Origin of the sequence: Cellulomonas citrea (assembly GCF_009829685.1) — a bacterium.
GTDB lineage: Bacteria > Actinomycetota > Actinomycetes > Actinomycetales > Cellulomonadaceae > Cellulomonas > Cellulomonas citrea.
Map to the genome: position 1 here is coordinate 1 of NZ_VWSD01000024.1, position 20,913 is coordinate 20,913.

A 20,913-nucleotide genomic window follows, 5' to 3' on the forward strand; every position below is an offset into this window, starting at 1 on the left:
CTCGCCGCCGCCGGGATCGCCCTGGCCGCGACCGCCTACCCGGCCACCCAGGTGCGCCAGCGCACGGTCGCGGCGCTCGAGGTCACGTCGGCTGCGGGTGGCTCCGGCCACTAGCGCCCCGTCGCGGCACCGAGAGCCGGCCGGGCCCGGTCAGTCCTCCCAGCCCTCACGCTGTGCGAGCCGGGTGACCGTCCGGCCGACCACGGAGGACTCCTGCGGCACGCCCGGGTCGGCGGCCACGAGCACGGCGACGGCACTGCGGTCGCCCACGTAGACCCGTGCCTGGGCCTGGAAGCCCGCGCCCCAGCCCTGGGACATGAGGCACAGCCCGTGCGCCGCGGCGAGACGGAAGCTCCCCAGCCCGACACCCCGCGTCCCCACACCCTCGCTCATCGCGAGGGCCGATGCGGGGCTGAGCAGCACCGTGCCGGCGTCGCCCGCGAGCGAGCGACCCAGGTCGCGGAGCAGCAGGCCCAGGTCGCCCGGGGTCGTCCAGAGCCCCGACGCGGCGAGCCCCGGGTAATGGACCCGGTTGCCGGCGACCGGCCCGCCCGACGCGTCGTGCCCGGTGGCGGCCGTCGCGGCGACCCGACGCGCGGCATCCGGACTGTGCGGCCCAGCCGCCTCGCCCGTCCAGAACGCCGTGCTCGTGAGCCCGAGCGGTGCGACGACCGTGCGGTGCAGCGCCGCCGCGAACGGGACGCCGGTCGCGACCTCGACGATGCGCTCGGCCAGGACGTAGCCGGCGTCGCTGTACGAGAAGCCCGTTCCGGGTGCACGGACGACGCTCACTCGTCCGTCGTGCGCCGCCGTCGCACCCGTGAGGATCTCGGCGGCGGACGGCGACCCGGCCGCCGTGGGCTCGAACGCACCGGCCGGGTCCTCGATGCCGCCCTGGTGCGCGAGCAGCTCGCGCAGGGTCGGCGCCCGCAGGTCCGTCGGGACCGCGACCGCGTCGGTGCCGAGGAGGTCGCGGACGTCGTCGTCCAGGGTGAGCGCGCCCTCCTCGACCAGGCGCAGCACCCCGATGGTCGTGACGAGCTTCGCCATCGAGCAGGCGTGGAACGTCGTCGCCTCGTCGACCGGGCGCCCGGCGCCAGCGGTGCCCGCCACCTGCACCGTGATGTCGCCACCCGGGTTGACGACGACCGAGGCGATCCCCGGCACGTCGGCGGGCGTTGTTCCGTGCAGGGCGGGTGCGGGCGACGAGGTGGTCATGGTGGCAGTGTGGCGACGCCCTCTGACACGGGGGACGGCTCGGTGCGTCCGGCGGCGGGGTGAGCGCTGCGCCGACGACTCCCGGACGTCCCGGACCGTCGTGCCGCCGCACGGGTGGATCTCCTCAAGCGGGGCCGCCCACGTGCCGAACGGAGGAGGAGCGGCAGTCGACGGCGGGGGCACCGAGATGGCACAGACGAAGGTTCGCGGGCAGCAGCTGGTCGCTGCGGCCGTCGCCCTGCTGGCGCTCGCGGTCTCCGGGTGCGCCGCCAGGACAGCGACGCCGGTCGTCTCGCGCAACACCGACGGTTCGGTCGCCATCGACGCGAGCCGGCTGCGGCCGGTCTACGACGGCCGGTACGTCACGGCCGACCAGCTCGAGGAGCTGCAGCGTCAGGGCAAGGCGACGGCGGGCGTCACCAACCGTGAGCTCGCCTGCCAGCAGATCACGCTCTACGTCGACACGCAGGCCCAGGCGCAGGCCGTGCAGGACGACCTCGAACGCCGCCACCCCATGGCGACCCTGGCCACCGCGGCACCGGGCGACGTCAGCGACCCGTGCGCTCCCTTCGCGGACTCACCCCGGTTCGTCACCAGCGAGGGCTGACGCGGGACCGGGGCTCGACCGCCCGAAGGCTCAGGGCAGCAGCTCGTGCCGGACGATCGTCGCCTCGCGCCCCGCGCCGACGCCGATCGAGGAGATCCGGGTGCCGGACAGCTCCTCGAGGCGCAGCACGTACCGCTGGGCGTTGATCGGAAGCTCGTCGAACGTGCGGGCGCCGGTGATGTCCTCGGTCCAGCCGTCCAGGTACTCGTACACCGGGCGGGCGTGGTGGAAGTCGGTCTGGCTGTCCGGCATCTCGTCGAACCGGCGCCCGGCCACGTCGTACGCCACCGCGACCGGGATCTTGGCCTTGCCGGTGAGCACGTCGAGCTTGGTGAGCACGATGTCGGTGAGGCCGTTGACCCGCGTCGCGTAGCGCACCACGACCGAGTCGTACCAGCCGGTGCGGCGCGGGCGGCCCGTCGTCGTGCCGTACTCGCCGCCGGCCTCGCGCAGCCAGGTGCCGTCCGCGTCGTCGAGCTCGGTGGGGAACGGGCCCTCGCCCACGCGCGTCGTGTACGCCTTGGCGACGGCCACGACGCGGTCGATGCGGGTCGGGCCGATGCCCGAGCCGGTGCACGCCCCGCCGGCGGTCGCCGAGGACGACGTGACGAACGGGTAGGTGCCGTGGTCGATGTCGAGCATCGTGGCCTGACCGGCCTCGAAGACCAGGGTCTTGCCGGCGTCCAGCGCATCGTTGAGCACGCGGGGGGTGTCGGCGACGTAGGGGCGCAGCCGGTCGGCGTAGGCCAGCAGCTCCTCCATCGTCTCCTCGACGGTCACCGAGCGCCGGTTGTAGACCTTCACCAGCATCGGGTTCTTCTGCGCGAGGGCGCCCTCGACCTTCTGCCGCAGGATGTCGAGGTCGAACAGGTCCTGCACCCGGATGCCGATGCGGTTGATCTTGTCGGCGTACGTCGGGCCGATGCCGCGCCCGGTGGTGCCGATGCGGCGGCTGCCGAGGAAGCGCTCGGTCACCTTGTCCACGGTCCGGTTGTACCCGGCGATCACGTGGGCGGACGAGGAGACCAGCAGTCGCGAGGTGTCCACGCCGCGCGCGTCCAGGTCGTCGATCTCGCGGAACAGCACCTGCAGGTCGATGACGACGCCGTTGCCGATCACCGGCACGACGCCGGGTGACAGGATGCCCGACGGGAGCAGGTGCAGCGCGTACCGCTCCCCGCCGACGACGACCGTGTGACCTGCGTTGTTGCCGCCGTTGAACTTGACGACGTAGTCGGTGGCGGCACCGAGCTGATCGGTCGCCTTGCCCTTGCCCTCGTCGCCCCACTGCGCCCCGAGCACCACCACGGCAGGCATCGCGAACCTTCTCACCGCTGCCGTCGACGACCCTCAGGTGCCCGCCGGCAGGCTGCGGGCACCCGGTGAGGGTATCGGACATGGCCGCAGCGGGACCCGGGCGTCCGGCACGGTGCACCGGACGGCTGGACCTGACGGGCGCCGGGGCCCTCCGCCGAGCGCGGCGTGGGCGGAGGTCCTAGAGTCGTCAGGTCCCAGTGCGACTGCACGAGAAGAAGGCGGGCATGATCGAGATCGCCACCTCCGCGACGTCGGCGACGGTCGTGGTGCGGGGCGACCTGGACCTGGCCGAACGGGACCAGTTCCCCGAGATCGCCTCGCGGGTGGTCGGGCTGCGGCGTCAGCTGCTGGTCATCGACATGTGCCACGCCACGTTCCTGGACTCCACCGGTGCGGCGTTCCTCATCTCGTTGGCCGACTCGTCGCGCCGTCGCGGCGGTGCCACCGTGCTGCGCGGCGCGGCACCGCGTGACCTGTTCGTGCTCGAGGTGTGCGGTGCGCTCGACCTGTTCCGGGTCGACGAGGTGCACCGCTGCGCCTCGGCCGCGCCGCAGGGCGAACCCGTCGCCTGACCCGCCGGCCGTCCCGCCCGTCGGGGTGAGCGGCCTCAGCGTTCGGTGGCGTCGCCGCGCACCTTCGCCCAGACGACCTTGCCCTCGTTCGAGGAGTGCCAGCCCCAGTCGGCCAGCTGCTCGACGATCTTCATGCCGAAGCCGCCGACCCGGCCGGGGTGGCCGTCGGTGCTCACCGGGGGAGCCGGGTTCGCGTCCTCGACCTCGATGCGCAGCCCCTCGCCGGTGTCGTGCAGCTGCAGCGACACGTGCCCCCAGCCGTGCGTGACGGCGTTCGCCACCAGCTCGGAGACCACCAGCTCGGCCGCGTGCGCACCCGGCAGGCCCCAGGCCGCGCAGGTGCGGGCCACGTGCCGGCGGGCCACCCGGATCGACCCGGGCTCGCTCGTGAGAGTCCAGCGCCGGCGACGGGGGCTCGACGTGCGGGCCCGGGTCGCATGGGTCGAGGGCACCTGGACGACGACCATCGCGACGTCGTCCTCGGCCACCGCGACCAGCCGGGACAGCAGGTCCTCGCCGATCCCCGCGGCGTCGGTCGCGGCGACCTGCGCCCCGACCCGGGCCAGCTCGGCGAGGCCGTCCCGCAGCGAACGGTCCCGGCGCTCGACCAGCCCGTCGGTGAAGTAGACCAGCGTGTCTCCGGGCACCAGGTCCGCACCGTCGGCGCCGCGCGCACCGCTGCCGAACCCGACGAGCGGCCCCAGCCCGCCCTCGAGGAACCGGGCGACCCCGTCGCGCAGCAGCAGCAGCGGCAGGTGGCCGGCACGGGTGTAGGCCAGCCGCCACCCGGTGGTCGTCCTGCTCAGCGTGCTGTAGACCACCCCGGCCGCCCGCGGGACCCCCATGCCGCCGACGAGCTGGTCCACCCGGGACATCACCGCGGCCGGCTCCACCACGTCGAACGCGTAGGCGCGCACCACGGAGCGCAGCTGGCCCATCGCCGCCGCCGCCTCGACGTCGTGCCCGACGACGTCACCGATGACCACGCCGGCGACCCGCGGCGAGATCGGCATCACGTCGTACCAGTCGCCGCCGATCTGCGAGGTCTGTTCGTTCGGGGCGTAGTAGGTCCACACGTCCAGGCCGTCGATCTGCGCCTGCTGCGGCAGCATGGCGCGCTGCATCGTCTCGGCCTGCAGCCGCTGGCGCTCGTAGAGCCAGATGTTCTCCACGACGGTCCCGACCCGGCGCGCGCACAGCTGCAGCGCGGTGAGCGTCTCGGCGTCGAGCGTGCGCGGGCCGCCGCCGTCCTTCGGCACCACGGCGAGCATCCCGATGGTGCCCAGCCGGCCCGGCACGGCGATGAGCACGGCCTCGACCTGGGCGTGCGCGCGGCTCCACCGCGAGCGCAGCAGGCCGACCATCGCCGCCGCGTGCGATCCGGCGGGGTAGGTGTGGGACAGGTCGAGCACCGCCATCCCGTCGCGGTGCCCGGCCGACGCGTCGGCCACCGGGTCCTCGTCGTCGCCGCGCCGGGGGAAGGCGGGCAGGCTGCGCCGCCGGGCGCAGCCCTCGATGACGAACGTCGCGGCGTCCACGAGGGTCGGGGCCAGCACCCGGGCCACGGGGTCGAGGTCGTCGAGGTCCTCCAGGCCCACGATGAGCTCGGAGACCTGGGCGACCACCTGCAGGCTGCGCCGTTCGGACGCCAGCACCGACCTGGCCTGCGACTCGGCCGCGGACGCCGAGGTCAGGTCCTGCAGCGCGACCGTCCAGCCGATCGGGCCGGTCGGCTCGGAGGTCGGCTCGAGGGTGAGGTAGGTCGCGGTCCAACGGCCGTTCGGGCCGCGCACGTACACCGCCTGCGAGTGCATCCGTCGGGCGCGGATCGCCTCGTCGAGGGCCTGCGGGTCGGAGGCGCGCAGATGAGGGTCTCCGGGCATCGGCAGACCGGTCTCGCGCAGCTGCTCGAGGGTGAACCCGATGTCCCGCACGAAGGCCCCGTTGACCCACACGGGACACAGCTTCTGGTCGAGCGCGAGCAGCGGCGTGGACGCGCCGAGCAGCGCCCGGCCGAGCGCCCGTTCCAGGTCAAGAGCGCGGGAGGCCGTGTCGGGGGTGTTCAGCGGGGCCTCCCATCGTCTAGCGTGCCGACTGCGACCTCTGGTCGCCGGACGTGTCTGCGGGGGCGCGTCCTGGAGGGAGCGCGGTGCAGGACGGTCACGGAAGTTCGCAGGGCCAGACCGGTGCGGGCGGACCCTCCGGATCAACCCATCTCGGTGAACCGGGTGCCGTCCAGGTGCTGGTCGAGTCCGACCGTACCCGCATCGTGCTGTCCGGGGAGGTCGATGCGGACCTCGGTGCCGAGCTCGCGGAGGCGACCGCCGAGGCGGAGCGTCAGGGCCTGCCGATCGAGGTCGACGCCCACCACGTGACGTTCATGGACTCCTCCGGTGTGGCCTTCCTGGCGCGGCTGTCGATCCGCAGCGCGCACCGTGTCCGGCTGCTGCGGGTGCCGCCCACCGTGCGGTTCCTGCTCGAGGTCACCCGGATCGGCGAGCTGCTCGACGTCGAGGGCGACGCCCCGGCCAGCTGACGGCACCTCCTGCGCAGGTCGCGCGCACCTCCCGGGGCGCGAGATCCTCGCGAGCCATGCGCTCCACACGAGCCACGTACGACGAAGGCCCGGCCCCGCGGCGTGCTGCCGCAGGACCGGGCCCCAGGGACCGTCGAGGTCAGAGCTTCTTGCCGGCCGACCGCAGCTCGGTGGCGGCCTCGACCAGGCGCTTGGCCAGCCCGGCCTCGGCGAGCTTGCCCCAGGCGCGCGGGTCGTAGGCCTTCTTGTTGCCCACCTCGCCGTCCACCTTGAGCACACCGTCGTAGTTGCGGAAGAAGTGGTCGGCCACCGGGCGCGAGAACGCGTACTGCGTGTCGGTGTCGATGTTCATCTTGATGACGCCGTTGTCGACCGCCTCGGAGATCTCCGCGGCCGTCGAGCCGGACCCGCCGTGGAACACGAGGTCGAACGGCTTGTCCTTGCCCAGGGTGGCGCCGACGGCGTCCTGGATCTCCTTGAGGATGGCCGGGCGCAGCTTGACCGCACCGGGCTTGTAGACGCCGTGCACGTTGCCGAAGGTGAGGGCCGTGAGGTAGCGGCCCTTCTCGCCGGAGCCGAGCGCGGCGATCGTGGCCAGACCGTCCGCGACCGTCGTGTAGAGCTTGTCGTTGATCTCCGCGGCGTGGCCGTCCTCCTCGCCACCGACGACGCCGACCTCGATCTCGAGGATGGTGCGCGCGGCCTGCGAGAGCTCGAGCAGCTCGGCGGCGATGACCAGGTTCTCGGCCAGCGGGATGTTCGAGCCGTCGAACATGTGCGACTGGAAGGTGGGCAGCTTGCCGGCCTTGACCTGCTCTGCCTCGATGGCCAGCAGCGGGCGGACCCAGGTGTCCAGGTTCTGCTTGGTGCAGTGGTCGGTGTGCAGCGCGACCGTGACGGGGTAGCTCTTGGCGACCTCGGCGGCGTAGGCGGCCAGCGCCAGGGAGCCGGCGACGCGGTCCTTGATGGTCGAGCCCGACGCGTACTCGGCGCCGCCGACCGACACCTGGATGATGCCGTCCGACTCGGCCTCGGCGAAGCCCTGCAGCGCTGCGGTGAGCGTCTGGGAGCTCGTCACGTTGACCGCGGGGTAGGCGAAGGAGCCAGCCTTCGCGCGGTCGATCATCTCGGCGTAGACCTCGGGGGTCGCGATGGCCATCGCAGTGTCTCCTGCAGGTAGAGGGTGGGTCACCCGATCCTCCCACGGGCAGGTCCTAGGCAGTAGCCGGGCGGGTCCCGGAGGAGGTCGATCGGGCCGACCTCCTCTAGGTTGTCAGACTATCTAGATAGCCGTACCTTGATGTCGTGACCGATGAGACGTGGCCCTCGGACTGGATGCGCGGGGTGCTCGGCCTGTGCGTGCTCCGCACCGTCGCCGACGGGGACACCTACGGCTACGCGATCGCCCAGGGGCTCGAACGCGCCGGGCTCGGCACGGTCAAGGGCGGCACCCTCTACCCGTTGCTCAGCCGCTTCGAGGCCGCCGGCCTGCTCGAGGCGCAGTGGGAGCCCGGCGACGGCGGACCGGGGCGCAAGCACTACCGGCTGACCGAGGACGGGCACCGCGAGCTCCGTGAGGGCGGTGCCCGGTGGGCCCGCTTCGCCGACCTCACCCGCACCCACCTCACCGTGTCCACCCCCGCCAGCACCCCCGCGACCACCCCGAGGAAGCAGCCATGAACGAGCCCAGACGCACCCATGACCGGTACGCCACCGAACGCGCACTGGCCCCCCACGTCGACCCGGGCTGGACCGGGGCCGCGCTCATCGAGCTTCGGCTGATCGGCGTGGACGGACGCGCCATCGGCTCGGTGCTCGCCGAGGTGGAGTCGTTCTGCGCCGAGAGCGGGCAGTCGGCGCACGAGGCGTTCGGCGACCCCGAGGCCTACGTGCGCAGCCTCGACCTGCCGACCGACCAGGGCCCGATGGGCCGTGAGCTGTGGTCCTCCCTCGGCCCGGCCGCCGTGCAGTCGGTCGGGATGCTCTCGGTCACCTGGGCGGTCGCCTCGTGGCGGGACGGGGTGGCGGTCGCGTTCGAGGCGTGGCACCTGGTGCTCCTGGCGCTGCTCATGGCCTCCGCGCTCCTCGTCGCCCGCTTCTACGACGCCGTCATCCGGTTCGTCGTCCGGCGGTCGTTCTGGTGGACGTGGCTCCTCACGATGGCCTTCCTGCTGGTCCTGGTCGGGGCGGGCCTCGTCACGCGCCGCCTGGCACCCGGGGTGCTCTGGGCCGCACCCGTCGGCGCCGTGCTCGCCGCCGGACTCGTCCTGCTGCTCGTCGGCGCGCTGGCCAGACCTCCAGCCGATGACCCGGTGACCGCCCCGTTGCGGCAGGACGCGGTCAGCTCCCGGGCGGCGCGGGTGCTGGTCGGCTCGTCGCGGTGGGTCATCCCGGCGATGACCGTGGTGCCCGTCGCCATCACCCTGCTCGTCCCGCGCTGAGCGGGCCTCCGGGCGCGAGGTGACCGGTGGCGGCGGGCCGGAACAGGGGCCAGCTGCTCGACGGGTGAGCCCGGGGGATGCGGCCACCGCGCGGGACGTCGCCGTGGTGCTCCTTGCGGCTCGGCCTGCGCGCTGACGGGCCGACCCTCGGACGTGCTCGTCGGCCCGGTGCGGTCCGGGCCACACTGGGCGGGTGCTGGGGGCGTTCACCGGGTTCGTGATCATCGGGGTCCTCATCGCGACCGGATACCTGGTCGCGCGGGTCCGGCTGCTGCCCGAGGGCGCCGGACCGGTGCTGCACCGCGTGGCGTTCTTCGTCGCGAGCCCGGCCCTGCTGTTCACCGTGGTGGCCCGGGCCGATGTGCACGTGCTGTTCTCGCGGTTCCTGCTGGTCTCGGCCGGGGCCGCGCTGATCGTCGCGGGGCTGTTCGTCGTCGCGTCGCGGGTGTGGTTCCCGATGCCGCTGGTGCCGACCACGATGGGCGCGGCGACCTCGGCGTACGTGAACGCGAACAACATCGGGCTGCCGGTGGCGACCTACATCCTGGGGAACGCCCAGTACGTGGCGCCGCAGATCATGCTGCAGGTGCTCGTGTTCTCCCCGGTCATCCTCGGGGTGCTCGACCTGTCGACCCGCGGCGAGGTGCACCTGCGCGACGTGCTCGCCCAGCCGGTGCGCAACCCGATCGTGCTGGCCACCGGTCTGGGTGCGGTGGTCGCGGTGGCCGGGTGGCGGGTGCCCGACGTGGTGCTCGCACCGCTGCAGGTGCTCGGCGGTGCCGCCGTGCCGCTCGTGCTCATGGCGTTCGGCATGTCGTTGCGCGGGCAGCGACCGCTGGCCCCCGGCACCCGCCGTCGGGCGGTGGTGGTCGCCACCGGGCTCAAGGCGGTGGTGATGCCGGCCGTCGCGTACGGGATCGGCCGGGCGCTCGCGCTGCCGGCGCCGCTGCTGTTCGCCGTCGTCGTGAGCGCGGCGCTGCCGACGGCGCAGAACATGAACAACTACGCCGCGCGGTACGGCCGGGCCGAGGTGCTGGCCCGGGACGTCGTGCTGCTGTCCACCATCGCCGCCGTCCCGGTGATCCTGCTGGTCACGGCGTTGCTGCACCCCTGAGCCGGTGGGGCGTCAGGCGGTGGTCGCCCACGCGTACATGGCGATGGCGGCGGCTGCACCGGCGTTGAGGGAGCGCGTCGACCCGTGCTGGGTGATGTGCAGGATCGTCTCGACGCCCTCGCGCGCGGGTGCGGACAGGCCGTCGGACTCGTTGCCGAGCAGCAGCACGCAGGCGCGCGGGAACCGGTAGCCCTCGATCGGCACCGAGCCGGGCACGTTGTCGATGCCGAGCACCGGCAGCCCCGCTCCGGCCGCCCAGGTGAGCAGGTCGGCGACCTGCGGGTGGTGGTGCACGTGCAGGTACCGGTCGGTCACCATGGCGCCGCGCCGGTTCCACCGCCGCCGGCCGACGATGTGCACCCCGGCGACGTTGTAGGCGTTGGCGGTGCGCACCACCGACCCGATGTTGAGGTCGTGCGAGAAGTTCTCGATCGCCACGTGCAGCGGTGCGCGGGTGCGGTCCAGGTCGGCGACGACGGCGTCGAGGCTCCAGTAGCGGTACCGGTCCTCGACGTTGCGGTGGTCGCCGTCGGCGAGCAGCTGCGGGTCGTACGGGGACCCCGGGCCGACGGGCGGCCAGGCCGACGGGCCGCCGGGCCAGGGGCCGACGCCCGGGCGCTCGCCGTCGGGGCGCTCGCCGTCGGCGGGGTCGGTCACCGGTCGCTCGTCCTCAGCCGGACGGGGGAACTCGTCAGGCATGCCAGGGGTCGATCAGGGCGATGCCCAGATCGGCGAAGTCGGCGGTGTTGCGGGTCGCCAGCGGGACGCCGAGGTGGGCCGCGTGGGCTGCGATCTGCCCATCCTGCGCGGAAGGCTCGCATCCGCGTGCCCGCGCCTGGGCCCGCAGCCGGGCATGGGTTGTCGCGACCTCGGCGTCGTAGACCAGGACACGCCCGTCGAGTCCCCGGATGGTCGCCTCGATCTGCTCGGCGAGGTGCTCACGTCTGCTGCCCGCGGGCAGCAGCTCGAGACCGAACGCGAGCTCATGGACGACGAGCGCGGGCATCAGCAGCTCAGAGGCGTGGGTGCGCATCCAGGCCAGGACCCGCGGGTCCGGAGCAGGGCGCAGGGGTTCTGACCAGACGTTGGTGTCGACGACGATCACAGCGGCACGACAGGTCGCGCCGCTGTCCGCCCGGGCTGCGGGAGGTCGAGTCCGCCGTGCTCCCGGCGCAGCTGCTCGCTGCCGTCCAACCACGCCAGGACCGGGTCGACGGTCACCGCCGCCGACAGGATCTCGCGCGCCTCGGCCTCGACAGATCGACTGTGACGCTCGGCGCGTCGGCGCAGGCCTTCCTTGATGTCGTCCGGCAGGTTCCGGATCAAGATCTGAGCCATGAAGCACCCCCTCGCGTGATATCAACGACGATATCACGCGAACGTGCTGCTTCGTGGTCATGCAGCCTTGGTGCGCTCACGCCGCGCGGATGGCGTGGCCTGGCACGCAGGACGTCGCCGGTGCGACCTCGGTGGTTCGAGGCCAAGGCGACGACGTCACCGGGCTCACGGCCGATCGGCTCATCAGTCCAGGTGCACGGTGAGCGCGGCGGCGGACTCCCGCGCCCGCTCACGCGCCTGCTCGACGTCGGCGCCACGGGCCAGGGTGACCGCGACCCTGCGCCGACCGGCGACCGAGGGCTTGCCGAACAGCCGCACCTGGCTTGTGGGAACGGCCAGCGCCGCGTCGACCCCGGTGAACCGCGGCACCCCGGTGCCCTCGGCGAGCACCGCGACCGACGCCGCGGCCGGTGCGTCGGGCCCGCCGATCCGCACCGCACCACCGGCTGGCAGGCCGAGCACCGCGCGCGCGTGCAGCGCGAACTCCGAGAGGTCCTGGGAGGCCAGGGTGACCAGGCCCGTGTCGTGCGGACGCGGGCTGACCTCGGAGAACAGCACGTCGTCGCCCACCACGAACAGCTCGACGCCGAACAGGCCCCAGCCGCCGAGCGCCTCGGTGACCGCACGCGCCACCTCCTGCGCCCGGGCCAGCGCCGCGGCCGGCAGCGCGGCGGGCTGCCAGGACTCGCGGTAGTCGCCGTCCACCTGGACATGCCCCACCGGGTCGCAGAACGACGTGCCGCCCACGTGCCGCACGGTGAGCAGCGTGATCTCGGAGTCGAAGGTGACGAACCCCTCGACGATGCACCGCGCGGCCGCACCCGTGCGCGAGCCGTGCTGGGCGTACTCCCAGGCGGGCGCCACGTCGTCGGCCGTGCGGATCACCGACTGCCCCTTGCCCGACGACGACATGACGGGCTTGACCACCACCGGCAGCCCGAGCTCGGCGACGGCCGCGGCGAGTTCGTCCGCCGTGTCGACGAACCGGTAGGGCGAGGTCGGCAGCCCCAGCTCCTCGGCGGCCAGCCGACGGATGCCCTCGCGGTCCATCGTGAGCCGGGTGGCGCGCGCGGTCGGCACCACCTGGATGCCGCCGGCCTCGACGTCCGCGAGCACCGACGTCGCGATGGCCTCGACCTCGGGGATGACGACGTGCGGCGCCTCGGCGTCGAGCACGGCGCGCAGCGCGACCGGGTCGAGCATGTCGACGACGTGCGACCGGTGCGCCACCTGCATGGCCGGGGCGTCGGCGTACCGGTCGACCGCGACCACCTCGGCGCCCAGCCGCTGCAGCTCGAGGGCGACCTCCTTGCCCAGCTCACCCGAGCCGAGCAGCAGCACCCGGGTCGCGGACGGGGACAGCGGGGTGCCGAGCTGGCCGGGGACCCGCGGCGTGGGGGCCGAGCCGTCGGCCGAGGCAGGGACGGTGGTGTCGTCGACGCGCATACGCTGATCCTTCCAGCCTCGGCCGACGCCGCGCCGACTCCGTGCACCAGGGGGCTGGTCCGGCGGAAGGAACCCGATGCGGTCAGCCCTGCTGCCCACCGTCGCCGCCGTGCTGCTGCTCACCGCGGCCTGCACCGCCGGCCCGACGCCGAGCGGCGCGGCCACCACCGCCATCCCGCTCACGCCCTGCCCCACGGGTCTGCGCTGCGGTGCGCACCTGGTCGACGGGCTGGGCGCCCGCAAGGCCCAGGTGCTGGCCGCCGGTGCCACGACCGCGGAGCTGGCGGTCGCGATGCTGGAGTCCGAGACGTTGACGGCGGACTACCCGGCCGGCGACGGCAAGACGGGCGATGCGGCGAACGCCGGCATCTTCAAGCAGAACTGGCTCATGCTGCGCACGGCGTGCGCCGCCTTCGCCGGGCGGGGCGCCGACCAGTGGGCCGACGGTGCGGTGCTCGACGCCGACCTCGCGGCCGATGTCACCTGCCTGCACGAGAGCGAGGCGTTCTACGGCCCGGACGCCTGGTTCGCCGGGCACCGGGGCGGGGCGGCCGGTCTGGCGACGCCGGGCACGGCGGACATCGAGCGGTACCGCACGGCGGTCGGCTGGATCACGCAGCAGCTGGACGCCGACCCGGCGAACCTGGGCAACGACGTCCGGTTCTGGGTGGACGTGCCCGCGATCTGAGACCTGCGGTCCACGATCCACACAGCCTCCTCACCACGGGCGCCCGGGGGTCGCAGGGTGGGCCCCGTACCCTGGGGGCATGCATCTGATGTCGGCCGTCGCCGTGCTGCCTGCCCTGGGTCCGGACTTCCTCGACCCGCAGCACCTCATCGACTCGTTCGGCACCTGGGCGCTGCTGGGCATCATGCTGGTGATCTTCATCGAGGTCGGGCTGCTGTTCCCGATCCTGCCGGGCGACTCCCTGCTGTTCACCGCGGGCGCCCTGGTCGCCCAGCAGAACCTCAACGTGCCGGTCAACATCTGGCAGCTCTCGGGGATCCTCGTGCTCACGGCGTTCGCCGGCACCCAGAGCGGCTACTGGATCGGCCGGCTCGTCGGCCCGCGGCTGTTCGACCGCCCCGACTCGAAGATCTTCAAGCAGAAGTACATCGACCAGACGCACGCCTACTTCGAGCGCTACGGCGGCCGCACCCTGGTGATCGCCCAGTTCGTGCCGTTCGTGCGGACCTACGCCTCGGTCGCCGCCGGGGTCGGGCGGATGCCGTACGCGCACTTCGTGAAGTTCAACGCGATCGGCGTCGTGCTGTGGGCCGGCGGGGTGACGTGGCTCGGCTACGCGCTCGGCACGATCCCGTTCATCTCGAAGAACATCGAGGTGCTGCTCGTCCTCATCGTGCTGGTGTCGGTGGTGCCCATCGTCATCGAGGTGCTGCGGGAACGGCGCAAGGCCAAGGTGCAGTCCCTGCAGGCATCCGCCCAGCCGGAGGCGTGATGACCCGCCAGGTGCTCAGCTGGCTGTCCGACATGGACGGCGTGCTCGTGCACGAGGGCGTCGCGCTGCCCGGTGCCGCGGACTTCGTGGCGGCGCTGCAGGCCAAGGAACGCCCGTTCCTCATCCTCACGAACAACTCCATCTACACCCCGCGTGACCTGCGTGCCCGGCTGGCGGAGACCGGCATCGAGGTCGACGAGCGAGCGATCTGGACGTCGGCCCTGGCCACCGCGCAGTTCCTCGCCGACCAGGCGCCCGAGGGCTCGGCCTACGTCATCGGCGAGGCGGGGCTGACGACGGCGCTGTACGAGGTGGGGTACACGCTCACCGCGGCCCGGCCGGACTTCGTGGTGCTGGGCGAGACCCGCACCTACTCGTTCGAGGCGATCACGCAGGCCATCCGCCTGGTGCAGAACGGCGCCCGGTTCATCGCGACCAACCCCGACGTCACGGGGCCCTCGGCCGATGGCGACCTGCCGGCGACCGGTGCGGTGGCCGCGATGATCACCGCCGCCACGGGCCGCAAGCCGTACTTCGTCGGCAAGCCGAACCCGATGATGATCCGCTCGGCGCTCAACCGGATCGACGCGCACTCGGAGACCACCGGGTTCGTCGGCGACCGGATGGACACCGACGTGGTCGCCGGGATCGAGGCGGGGCTGCGCACCTACCTCGTGCTCACCGGTTCGACGAAGGCCGCCGACGTGGACCGCTACCCGTACCGGCCCAGCGCCGTGCTCGACTCGATCGCGGACCTCATCGACCGCGTCTGACCCGGCGATGTGGCCGGTGGGAGCGGGTGTCTGGGTCCATCGTCCCAGGTCACACCCCCTCTGACAGGGAACAGTTCGCCCATGGGCAACCGTGAGCTCGCCCAGGTGCTGCGCACCGCCAACCCCTGGTGGAGCCGTCAGCGGCGCGCCACCTGGCCGGAGGACGACGCAGACCTGGCCGCGCGGTCACGTCACGAGCTCGTCGCTGCGAGCACGGCCGCCCGGCAGCTGCTGGTGGACCTGGCCGGCCCGCCGCGACCGGGGGTGATGGTCCTGCTGTGCGGGCCGCCTGCGGTCGGCAAGACCACTGCGGTCAAGTCCCTCCTGGTGGAGGTGCTGGCCGACCCGGCGATCGACCCGCGGTCCGTCGTGTGGGTGCCGGTGTCGCTCGTGCCCGACGAGCTGGCGCACATCCTGGCGCACCCCTCGCTCGTGGGGGTCCCGGCGTGCGACGGCGTGCGGCTGTGGGTGCTCGACGACGTCTCCGCCGCGGCGGACTGGACCGCGGCGCTCGCGGCCGCACCGCGCGCCCAGGTGCTGGCCACCGCCTCGTACGCCAGCGACGAGGAGCTGGACGGCGTGCGGGCGGAGTTCCCGGCGAACGGGGCCGTCCGGATGCTGCGCACCCGCACCCTGGCCGATCTGCTGCTCGCCTCCTCGGGGCTGGACCCGGCGCGGGTGCGTGAGGACTACCTCACCGCCGGGGGCTACCCGCGGGCGGCGGCCGAGCACCGCGACCTCGGGCACGTGTCGCAGGAGTTCCTCGCCCAGCTGGTCATCGGGTTGGGGCGCGGGGTCTGCCCGAAGCACCCCGAACCGGAGGTGCCGCGGCTGCTGTGGGCGGTGTGCACCTCGACCGACCGGGTGGTGCAGGCGCAGGCGGTGGCGCAGGCGCTCGACATCGACGTCGAGCAGGCGGCGGCGTGCCTGAGCCGGCTGGTCTCGCTCGGCGTGCTCGATCCGGCGCACGGGTTCGTCGACCCGCTGCTGCACCACCTGCCGCACCTGGTGGAGCCGGCGACGTACGACGCCCCGACGAGCGAGCACGTCGCGACGTTCTCGCGGTAGGGGGGCGGGTGCTCGGGGCTCCGCGTCGAGGACGGGGCTCGGGCCGCGCGCCGAGGGCGGGGCCCTACGGGGCGCCGACGGTGCGGCGCGAGGGCCGGCGGCGGGTGCTCAGGCCAGGCCGAGGTCCGTGAGCGAGTAGAGGTAGTGGTACGGCACGCCGAGCGCCTCGATCTTCTCCTGGGCGCCGGTGGCCCGGTCCACGATCACCGCGACGCCGAGCACCTCGGCCCCCGCCTCGCGGGCGGCCTCGACCGCCGTGATCGGTGAGCCGCCCGTTGTGGAGGTGTCCTCCAGCACGACGACCTTGCGCCCGGCGATGTCCGGCCCCTCGATGCGGCGCTGCATCCCGTGCGCCTTGGCCTCCTTGCGCACGACGAACGCGTCCAGCCCCTGCCCGCGCGAGGCCGCGGCGTGCAGCAGCGCGTCGGCCACCGGGTCCGCGCCCAGCGTGAGCCCGCCGACCGCGTCGACCTCGCCGGCACCCAGCCCGACCTCCTCCAGCCGGTCGAGCAGCACATGCCCCACCAGCGGCGCCCCCGCGTGGTGCAACGTCACCCGGCGCAGGTCGACGTAGTACTCGGCTTGCCGGCCCGAGGACAACGTCACCGTGCCGTGCACGACGGCCAGGTCCTTGATGAGGGCGAGCAGCTGGTCACGAGGAGTCGGCACGAGGGGAGGGTACCGGGGTCGGGTCGTGACGGGCCACGAGGGCCCGGGCCCTGTGTGGCGTCGATGAGTCAGGGGAGCGCCAGCGGTCGGGTTGGGAAGAGGGGTGGCTACGAGGCCCCTAGCGAGTTAAGGGCGGGATAGCGGTCTTATCTGGAAGCTAGCGCGACTAACTGTTAGGCTTCCTAATCACCAGTTAACTCGCCTATCTTGGAGACAGCATGGCTACCCAACTCGACCTGACCGGCTACACCAACGAGAAGACCGTCATGGCCCAGCGGTTCCGCCGCGGAGCCCACTGGGTCTACACGATCGCCCTGCCCCTGCACCTAGTGCCTTCCCATCTGCCAGTGCCAGACCCGGACAACAAGCTCCCCGGCAACCGTCGCGTCGAACGCCGCCGGGCTCAGAAGTTCGGCGAGTACTGGCGGACCAAGGCACAGCGGGTCGCTCCACCGCTGCTGCTTGACACCACCTACCCGCTGAGCGACCCGGACAACTTCGAGGTCAAGTACGAGGTCGCCGGTGTCGAGGTCGGGATCCTCACCCTCCCCCACAACATGGCAGCCGAGGTCGACATCCTCGACGGGCAGCACCGCACACTCGGCTGGGCACTCGCCTTGCAGGACATCGCCGACGAACTCAAGCGCGCCCGCGCTTCTCTCCTGGGCAGCAAGAACGCTGAGGACGAGATCGGCATCCAGACGTGGCAGGAGAGAGTCGATCAGCTGACTGCGGAGCAGAAGCGGTTCTCCACCGAGTACGCGACCCTCGAGATCCTCGAAGGCGTGACCGAGGAGGACCACAAGCAGCTGTTCACCGACATCGCGGTCAACGCCAAGGGCATCAGCAAGTCCATCACCACGTCGTTCGACCGCCGGAGCAAGCTCAACCGCGTAGCCATGGACATCGCGGAGTCGATCGAACTCCTCGACGGGCGCGTCGACTTCGAGAAGGACCGCGTCACCGGCAAGAACGAGAACCTCATCTCCGTGAGCAACCTGGCCGACATCGTCCGCCACGTGGCCGTGGGCATCGACGGGCGCATGACGACCGGCCGGGAAGGCCGGATGAAGGACGGCGCGATCGCCGACATGACCGAACTGTTCTTCCAGGCGTTGGAGGCTAGCTTCGACGAGATCGGTCAGCTCGCGGAGGACGAGATCGATCCGACCGAGCTGCGGAGCACGAGCCTGCTCGGCTCGATCACCATCCTGCGGGTTCTCGCCGGCGCTTTCCACATCCTCGCGGTCGACATCACCGACGACTCCCACCCCCACGTCACCCAGGCCGGCGGTCAGCGCGCGCGGAAGCTGTTCGCGAGCCTGAACGGCCACATGGGCTTCCCGATCGAGAAGGGCTGGTTTGAGACCGGCTACTTCGCCGAGCCGGACTCGCGGGCACCGTCGTCGCGCGCCCAGGACCTCAAGGGCTTGGCGACCGACATCGCCAAGTGGGCCGACAGCAGTGTCCCGTTCTGACATCCCCCTCGAGCAGCACCCCGACTCAGCGTCTGGGCCTGCCGCGCGGAAAGGTGGCGACCGCTCCGGCTCGACGGAGCAGCTGGCGATGAGTGGCTTCACGTTTGTGGGAGGTGCTGGAGGGTGAGGGCATTGTGCCTGCACAACGCGTCGGGCGAGTTGCCCGACGAGCAGCGTGGTCGCTTCGGGCGGATCGATGAGCGCTTCGATCTCAGTGTGGGGAAGGTCTACGACGTCCTCGCCATGGGTGTGTTCGAGTCTGTGCTGCAGGTTCTGGTCCGTGATGAGACGGGTGCGCCCTGCTTCTGTCCCGCCGCGCTCTTCAAGATCGATGAGCAACTGTTCCCCCAGGGGTGGCGATTCGCTCTGCGTGACGGAGTCCGGCTGGCGGGTCGTCGTTCGTGGACCGAGTGGGTGGCGGTGTGGGGGTACGCCGAGATCACTTCGGACGAACGGCACATGAACGACCTTGGTGAACGTGTTCCGAAGGCGCTCGAGGTCTTCGAGCGGGAGTACCTCAAGGCGTCGAGCAGCGAGGAGGAGAGCGCCGGCTGAGCGCTCGCCCGCGCTGGCGACGAGGTTCGCCGCCCAGCCTCGCGTCCACGAGGCTGTCTCCCGGCGGGGCCGTGCAGGTGACTGCCGACCGAGGAAGATCGTCTGCTGGCCGACTCAGGTGGCACGACGGTGGATCAGGATGATCACGGTGAGGGAGGACATGCACTACGGGAAGGAGCGGCCCAAGGAGTCCAGGCGGACTCGCCTCGCATATGCCGGTGCGTTCTTCTTGTGCGTCGCGGTTGGTGCCACCGGCCTCGTGGCGCTGATTCTGGCAGGTGCTCCGAGCGATCCGAGCCCCGGACAGGGGCGCAATCTCGGAGTCCTCCGTCTGATCTCGATGCTGGTGAGCGTCGTGTGCCTGACCCTCGCAACAGTCGGTGTGCGGATGCTCGTTCGGAAGTGGAGACGTCGCCGGGCGCGTCTGGTCTTCGTCGTTCCTCCGAGTTGGCCATCGCTCCCCGACGGTTGGGCGCCCCCTGAAGGTTGGCAGCCAAGTCCAGAATGGCCTGAGCCTCCGCCGGGATGGCGCTTCTGGGGCGAGCGATGATCCGGGCTTCCGGCGACCGCTGCTCGACCACTCGCAACCTCCGCGGGTAGACCGGCGGGAACTTCCTGCAGCTCACCGAACCCCTGCAGTTCACCGACCCGCTCGGGCTTGACGCCTGGCAGGACGCAGGCGACTGGTCGGCGGCCTTCGGTGACACCGTCACCTTCGGTCTCACCCGTTGGGTGCGCACCAAGCTCGGTGTCGACGGCGTCGTCGATCACTGCTCCGACTTCTACGTCTGGGGCGGCTACGGCGGCCAGATCGCCAATGTCGGGCTGATGTTCACCGGGGTCGGGGAAGTAGGCCGAGCCACGGCCGGGGCCGATCCGCGTGGCAGTGAACGAGTGGTGACCGGAGGCTCTGGTGGGGCTTGGTACTCGCCCGACCGCTACGGGACGTTAAGGTCGTGGCCGTGGTGAGCCGGTGGATCGACCTGCCTCGCACTTTGCTGGTCGAGGGGCCGTCGGAGCCGTATCTCGTGACCGAAGAGCGATTGCCCGAGCTCCGCAAGTTCGTGACCGGCGCCAACGCGACGTGGGCGACGGTTGACGTCGCAAGTGCCTCGGACAGCGGCGCGATGATCGACGCCTTGAAGAGCCTCCTTCCGTTTCCTGATTGGTGCGCCTCGAGTTGGGATTCGATCGAGGATGCCTTTGAGGAGATCCGTCAGGGCTGGAGCTTTCCACTGGTCATCGCCGTCCGGGGGTTGCGTTCGACCCTGGAGACAAGGCCGCACCTAGGGCTTGAAGTCGTGGTTCGCCTCAGCGAGCTGGCTCACGCCTTTTCAGTCGCGGGGGATCAGCTGACCGTGATCTACGTGGCCGACCGCTGGGCTTGATGGCTTCGGCCGTCAGATCGTGTCTCGGGTTGTCGACGACGAACCTAGCGACAGCAAGACCTCAGGCATCGCCAGCCCCGCCGTGAACTTCCTGGTCGCGTTCGCAGACCAGAAGCTCGACGGTGGTTCGAGAAGAACGCCCTACCGCTCGTCCGCCGGGTCGAGCACTGCGCTGCGGGCCTTGGTGAGCGCCCGCACCGCAGACCTGGGCGTCAGCCGGAGTGCCCCGGCGGCGAGCTGGTAGCGCAGGGACGGCGTGGAGATGACCGCGCCGCGGCGGACGTCGGCGAGGGCGCGGGAGACGACGTCTTCGGCGTTGAGCCAGGCCAGGTCGGGGTAGGCGTGCACGTCCATGCCGGCGCGCTGGTGGAACTCGGTGTGGGTGAGGCCCGGGCGCAGCACGGTGGCGGTGACGCCGGTGCCGGCCAGCTCGGCGGCCAGGGACTCGGTGAACACCTGGACCCAGGCCTTGTGCGCCGAGTAGGTGCCTGAGGCCATGAGGCCGGCGACGGAGCCGACGTTGAGGATGGCGCCGCGGCCGCGTTCGGTCATGGCGCGGGCGGCGGCGTGCGAGAGGACGAGCACCGCGCGGACCATGACGTCGAGCGCGCGCTCCTGGTCGGCCAGGTCGTCGTCGACGAACGGCTCCCCGGGGGCGAACCCGGCGTTGTTGACGAGCAGACCGACCGGGCGCTCCTCGGCCGACAGCCGGGCGCTCACCTCGTCCAGGCCGGCGCGTTCGGCCAGGTCGGCGGCGATGATCTCGGTGCGGATGCCCGCCGCGGCCTCGAGCTGACCGGCCAGGCGCTCCAGCCGCTCACCGTCGCGCGCGACCAGCACCACGTCGTGCCGTGCCGTGGCCAGCTGCCACGCGAACTCCAGGCCCAGTCCGGCGCTGGCGCCGGTGACGAGTGCGGTTCCCATGCCGACCAC

Annotated in this window: 24 protein-coding genes; 14 read left to right on the forward strand and 10 right to left on the reverse strand. The window is 72.1% G+C overall.

Annotated features, from left to right (window positions below; genetic code table 11):
* Positions 1-150: 150 nt before the first annotated feature.
* The gene (locus F2B26_RS04620; protein WP_159806925.1) at positions 151-1,218 is read right to left on the reverse strand and encodes a serine hydrolase domain-containing protein; all 1,068 of its coding nucleotides are present in this window, start codon (positions 1,216-1,218) and stop codon (positions 151-153) included.
* 187 nt (positions 1,219-1,405) lie between these two features.
* Between F2B26_RS04620 and F2B26_RS04625 the strand changes: the two genes are divergently transcribed.
* Positions 1,406-1,825: a hypothetical protein gene (locus F2B26_RS04625; protein WP_159806927.1), complete on the forward strand. Its 420-nt coding sequence runs from the start codon at positions 1,406-1,408 to the stop codon at positions 1,823-1,825.
* 30 nt (positions 1,826-1,855) lie between these two features.
* On the opposite strand, the gene F2B26_RS04630 is transcribed toward F2B26_RS04625, so the two are convergent.
* On the reverse strand, positions 1,856-3,142 hold the full coding sequence (locus F2B26_RS04630) for an adenylosuccinate synthase (RefSeq protein ID WP_159806929.1): 1,287 nt from the start codon (positions 3,140-3,142) through the stop codon (positions 1,856-1,858).
* Between the two features lie 224 nt (positions 3,143-3,366).
* Between F2B26_RS04630 and F2B26_RS04635 the strand changes: the two genes are divergently transcribed.
* A complete protein-coding gene (locus tag F2B26_RS04635; protein ID WP_159806973.1) occupies positions 3,367-3,714 on the forward strand; it encodes an STAS domain-containing protein in 348 nt (115 codons plus the stop codon).
* Positions 3,715-3,749: 35 nt separating this feature from the next.
* Here F2B26_RS04635 and F2B26_RS04640 read toward each other — a convergent pair whose 3' ends face one another.
* The gene (locus F2B26_RS04640) at positions 3,750-5,669 is read right to left on the reverse strand and encodes an ATP-binding SpoIIE family protein phosphatase (RefSeq protein ID WP_235929499.1); all 1,920 of its coding nucleotides are present in this window, start codon (positions 5,667-5,669) and stop codon (positions 3,750-3,752) included.
* 284 nt (positions 5,670-5,953) lie between these two features.
* Between F2B26_RS04640 and F2B26_RS04645 the strand changes: the two genes are divergently transcribed.
* Positions 5,954-6,250, forward strand: coding sequence for an STAS domain-containing protein (locus F2B26_RS04645; protein ID WP_159806931.1), 297 nt, complete (start codon positions 5,954-5,956; stop codon positions 6,248-6,250).
* Between the two features lie 139 nt (positions 6,251-6,389).
* Here the strand turns inward: F2B26_RS04645 and fbaA are convergent, their stop codons facing one another.
* Positions 6,390-7,409, reverse strand: a complete 1,020-nt coding sequence (fbaA, locus tag F2B26_RS04650) for a class II fructose-bisphosphate aldolase (RefSeq protein ID WP_159806933.1) — start codon at positions 7,407-7,409, stop codon at positions 6,390-6,392.
* Between the two features lie 146 nt (positions 7,410-7,555).
* On the opposite strand from fbaA, the gene F2B26_RS04655 reads away from it, so the two are divergent.
* The 3 genes from F2B26_RS04655 to F2B26_RS04665 all read left to right on the forward strand — a co-directional run bounded on the left by F2B26_RS04655 (position 7,556) and on the right by F2B26_RS04665 (position 9,805).
* The gene (locus tag F2B26_RS04655) at positions 7,556-7,930 is read left to right on the forward strand and encodes a PadR family transcriptional regulator (protein WP_235929500.1); all 375 of its coding nucleotides are present in this window, start codon (positions 7,556-7,558) and stop codon (positions 7,928-7,930) included.
* Positions 7,927-8,691, forward strand: a complete 765-nt coding sequence (locus F2B26_RS04660; protein ID WP_159806935.1) for a hypothetical protein — start codon at positions 7,927-7,929, stop codon at positions 8,689-8,691. Before F2B26_RS04655 ends, F2B26_RS04660 begins: the two co-directional genes overlap by 4 nt.
* A gap of 193 nt (positions 8,692-8,884) precedes the next feature.
* On the forward strand, positions 8,885-9,805 hold the full coding sequence (locus tag F2B26_RS04665; protein ID WP_159806937.1) for an AEC family transporter: 921 nt from the start codon (positions 8,885-8,887) through the stop codon (positions 9,803-9,805).
* Positions 9,806-9,817: 12 nt separating this feature from the next.
* On the opposite strand, the gene F2B26_RS04670 is transcribed toward F2B26_RS04665, so the two are convergent.
* The 4 genes from F2B26_RS04670 to purT all read right to left on the reverse strand — a co-directional run bounded on the left by F2B26_RS04670 (position 9,818) and on the right by purT (position 12,589).
* On the reverse strand, positions 9,818-10,504 hold the full coding sequence (locus F2B26_RS04670; protein WP_159806939.1) for a TrmH family RNA methyltransferase: 687 nt from the start codon (positions 10,502-10,504) through the stop codon (positions 9,818-9,820).
* Positions 10,497-10,910 (reverse strand): PIN domain-containing protein, encoded by a 414-nt coding sequence (locus tag F2B26_RS04675; RefSeq protein WP_159806941.1) that lies wholly within the window; start codon positions 10,908-10,910, stop codon positions 10,497-10,499. The genes F2B26_RS04670 and F2B26_RS04675 overlap by 8 nt, the downstream gene beginning before the upstream one ends.
* On the reverse strand, positions 10,907-11,143 hold the full coding sequence (locus tag F2B26_RS04680; protein WP_159806943.1) for a FitA-like ribbon-helix-helix domain-containing protein: 237 nt from the start codon (positions 11,141-11,143) through the stop codon (positions 10,907-10,909). The genes F2B26_RS04675 and F2B26_RS04680 overlap by 4 nt, the downstream gene beginning before the upstream one ends.
* Before the next feature lie 183 nt (positions 11,144-11,326).
* Positions 11,327-12,589 (reverse strand): formate-dependent phosphoribosylglycinamide formyltransferase, encoded by a 1,263-nt coding sequence (gene purT, locus F2B26_RS04685; protein ID WP_159806945.1) that lies wholly within the window; start codon positions 12,587-12,589, stop codon positions 11,327-11,329.
* Positions 12,590-12,665: 76 nt separating this feature from the next.
* Between purT and F2B26_RS04690 the strand changes: the two genes are divergently transcribed.
* The 4 genes from F2B26_RS04690 to F2B26_RS04705 all read left to right on the forward strand — a co-directional run bounded on the left by F2B26_RS04690 (position 12,666) and on the right by F2B26_RS04705 (position 15,890).
* Positions 12,666-13,277 carry a hypothetical protein gene (locus F2B26_RS04690; protein ID WP_159806947.1) on the forward strand — a complete coding sequence of 204 codons (612 nt, stop codon included), beginning with the start codon at positions 12,666-12,668 and terminating at the stop codon, positions 13,275-13,277.
* 79 nt (positions 13,278-13,356) lie between these two features.
* Entirely contained in the window at positions 13,357-14,049 is a 693-nt protein-coding gene (locus F2B26_RS04695; protein ID WP_159806949.1) for a VTT domain-containing protein, read from the forward strand.
* A complete protein-coding gene (locus tag F2B26_RS04700) occupies positions 14,049-14,822 on the forward strand; it encodes an HAD-IIA family hydrolase (protein WP_159806951.1) in 774 nt (257 codons plus the stop codon). Before F2B26_RS04695 ends, F2B26_RS04700 begins: the two co-directional genes overlap by 1 nt.
* Positions 14,823-14,903: 81 nt before the next feature.
* Positions 14,904-15,890 (forward strand): P-loop NTPase family protein, encoded by a 987-nt coding sequence (locus F2B26_RS04705; RefSeq protein ID WP_159806953.1) that lies wholly within the window; start codon positions 14,904-14,906, stop codon positions 15,888-15,890.
* 108 nt (positions 15,891-15,998) lie between these two features.
* On the opposite strand, the gene pyrE is transcribed toward F2B26_RS04705, so the two are convergent.
* Positions 15,999-16,559, reverse strand: a complete 561-nt coding sequence (pyrE, locus tag F2B26_RS04710) for an orotate phosphoribosyltransferase (RefSeq protein WP_159806955.1) — start codon at positions 16,557-16,559, stop codon at positions 15,999-16,001.
* A gap of 218 nt (positions 16,560-16,777) precedes the next feature.
* On the opposite strand from pyrE, the gene F2B26_RS04715 reads away from it, so the two are divergent.
* The 4 genes from F2B26_RS04715 to F2B26_RS04730 all read left to right on the forward strand — a co-directional run bounded on the left by F2B26_RS04715 (position 16,778) and on the right by F2B26_RS04730 (position 19,980).
* Complete coding sequence (locus tag F2B26_RS04715; RefSeq protein WP_159806957.1) at positions 16,778-18,037, forward strand: DNA sulfur modification protein DndB; 1,260 nt, start codon at positions 16,778-16,780, stop codon at positions 18,035-18,037.
* 123 nt (positions 18,038-18,160) lie between these two features.
* The gene (locus tag F2B26_RS04720) at positions 18,161-18,592 is read left to right on the forward strand and encodes a hypothetical protein (RefSeq protein ID WP_159806959.1); all 432 of its coding nucleotides are present in this window, start codon (positions 18,161-18,163) and stop codon (positions 18,590-18,592) included.
* Positions 18,593-19,324: 732 nt separating this feature from the next.
* Positions 19,325-19,561 carry a hypothetical protein gene (locus F2B26_RS04725; RefSeq protein WP_159806961.1) on the forward strand — a complete coding sequence of 79 codons (237 nt, stop codon included), beginning with the start codon at positions 19,325-19,327 and terminating at the stop codon, positions 19,559-19,561.
* The gene (locus tag F2B26_RS04730; protein ID WP_159806963.1) at positions 19,558-19,980 is read left to right on the forward strand and encodes a hypothetical protein; all 423 of its coding nucleotides are present in this window, start codon (positions 19,558-19,560) and stop codon (positions 19,978-19,980) included. Before F2B26_RS04725 ends, F2B26_RS04730 begins: the two co-directional genes overlap by 4 nt.
* A gap of 141 nt (positions 19,981-20,121) precedes the next feature.
* On the opposite strand, the gene F2B26_RS04735 is transcribed toward F2B26_RS04730, so the two are convergent.
* Positions 20,122-20,904: an SDR family NAD(P)-dependent oxidoreductase gene (locus F2B26_RS04735; RefSeq protein WP_159806965.1), complete on the reverse strand. Its 783-nt coding sequence runs from the start codon at positions 20,902-20,904 to the stop codon at positions 20,122-20,124.
* Positions 20,905-20,913: the final 9 nt, after the last annotated feature.

Coding starts and splice junctions, on each gene's coding strand:
- F2B26_RS04620 (WP_159806925.1), bottom strand. CDS start 1,218: ATGACCACCTCGTCGCCCGCACCCGCCCTGCACGGAACAACGCCCGCC.
- F2B26_RS04625 (WP_159806927.1), top strand. CDS start 1,406: ATGGCACAGACGAAGGTTCGCGGGCAGCAGCTGGTCGCTGCGGCCGTC.
- F2B26_RS04630 (WP_159806929.1), bottom strand. CDS start 3,142: ATGCCTGCCGTGGTGGTGCTCGGGGCGCAGTGGGGCGACGAGGGCAAG.
- F2B26_RS04635 (WP_159806973.1), top strand. CDS start 3,367: ATGATCGAGATCGCCACCTCCGCGACGTCGGCGACGGTCGTGGTGCGG.
- fbaA (WP_159806933.1), bottom strand. CDS start 7,409: ATGGCCATCGCGACCCCCGAGGTCTACGCCGAGATGATCGACCGCGCG.
- F2B26_RS04660 (WP_159806935.1), top strand. CDS start 7,927: ATGAACGAGCCCAGACGCACCCATGACCGGTACGCCACCGAACGCGCA.
- F2B26_RS04670 (WP_159806939.1), bottom strand. CDS start 10,504: ATGCCTGACGAGTTCCCCCGTCCGGCTGAGGACGAGCGACCGGTGACC.
- F2B26_RS04680 (WP_159806943.1), bottom strand. CDS start 11,143: ATGGCTCAGATCTTGATCCGGAACCTGCCGGACGACATCAAGGAAGGC.
- purT (WP_159806945.1), bottom strand. CDS start 12,589: ATGCGCGTCGACGACACCACCGTCCCTGCCTCGGCCGACGGCTCGGCC.
- F2B26_RS04690 (WP_159806947.1), top strand. CDS start 12,666: ATGCGGTCAGCCCTGCTGCCCACCGTCGCCGCCGTGCTGCTGCTCACC.
- F2B26_RS04695 (WP_159806949.1), top strand. CDS start 13,357: ATGCATCTGATGTCGGCCGTCGCCGTGCTGCCTGCCCTGGGTCCGGAC.
- F2B26_RS04700 (WP_159806951.1), top strand. CDS start 14,049: ATGACCCGCCAGGTGCTCAGCTGGCTGTCCGACATGGACGGCGTGCTC.
- F2B26_RS04705 (WP_159806953.1), top strand. CDS start 14,904: ATGGGCAACCGTGAGCTCGCCCAGGTGCTGCGCACCGCCAACCCCTGG.
- F2B26_RS04715 (WP_159806957.1), top strand. CDS start 16,778: ATGGCTACCCAACTCGACCTGACCGGCTACACCAACGAGAAGACCGTC.
- F2B26_RS04735 (WP_159806965.1), bottom strand. CDS start 20,904: ATGGGAACCGCACTCGTCACCGGCGCCAGCGCCGGACTGGGCCTGGAG.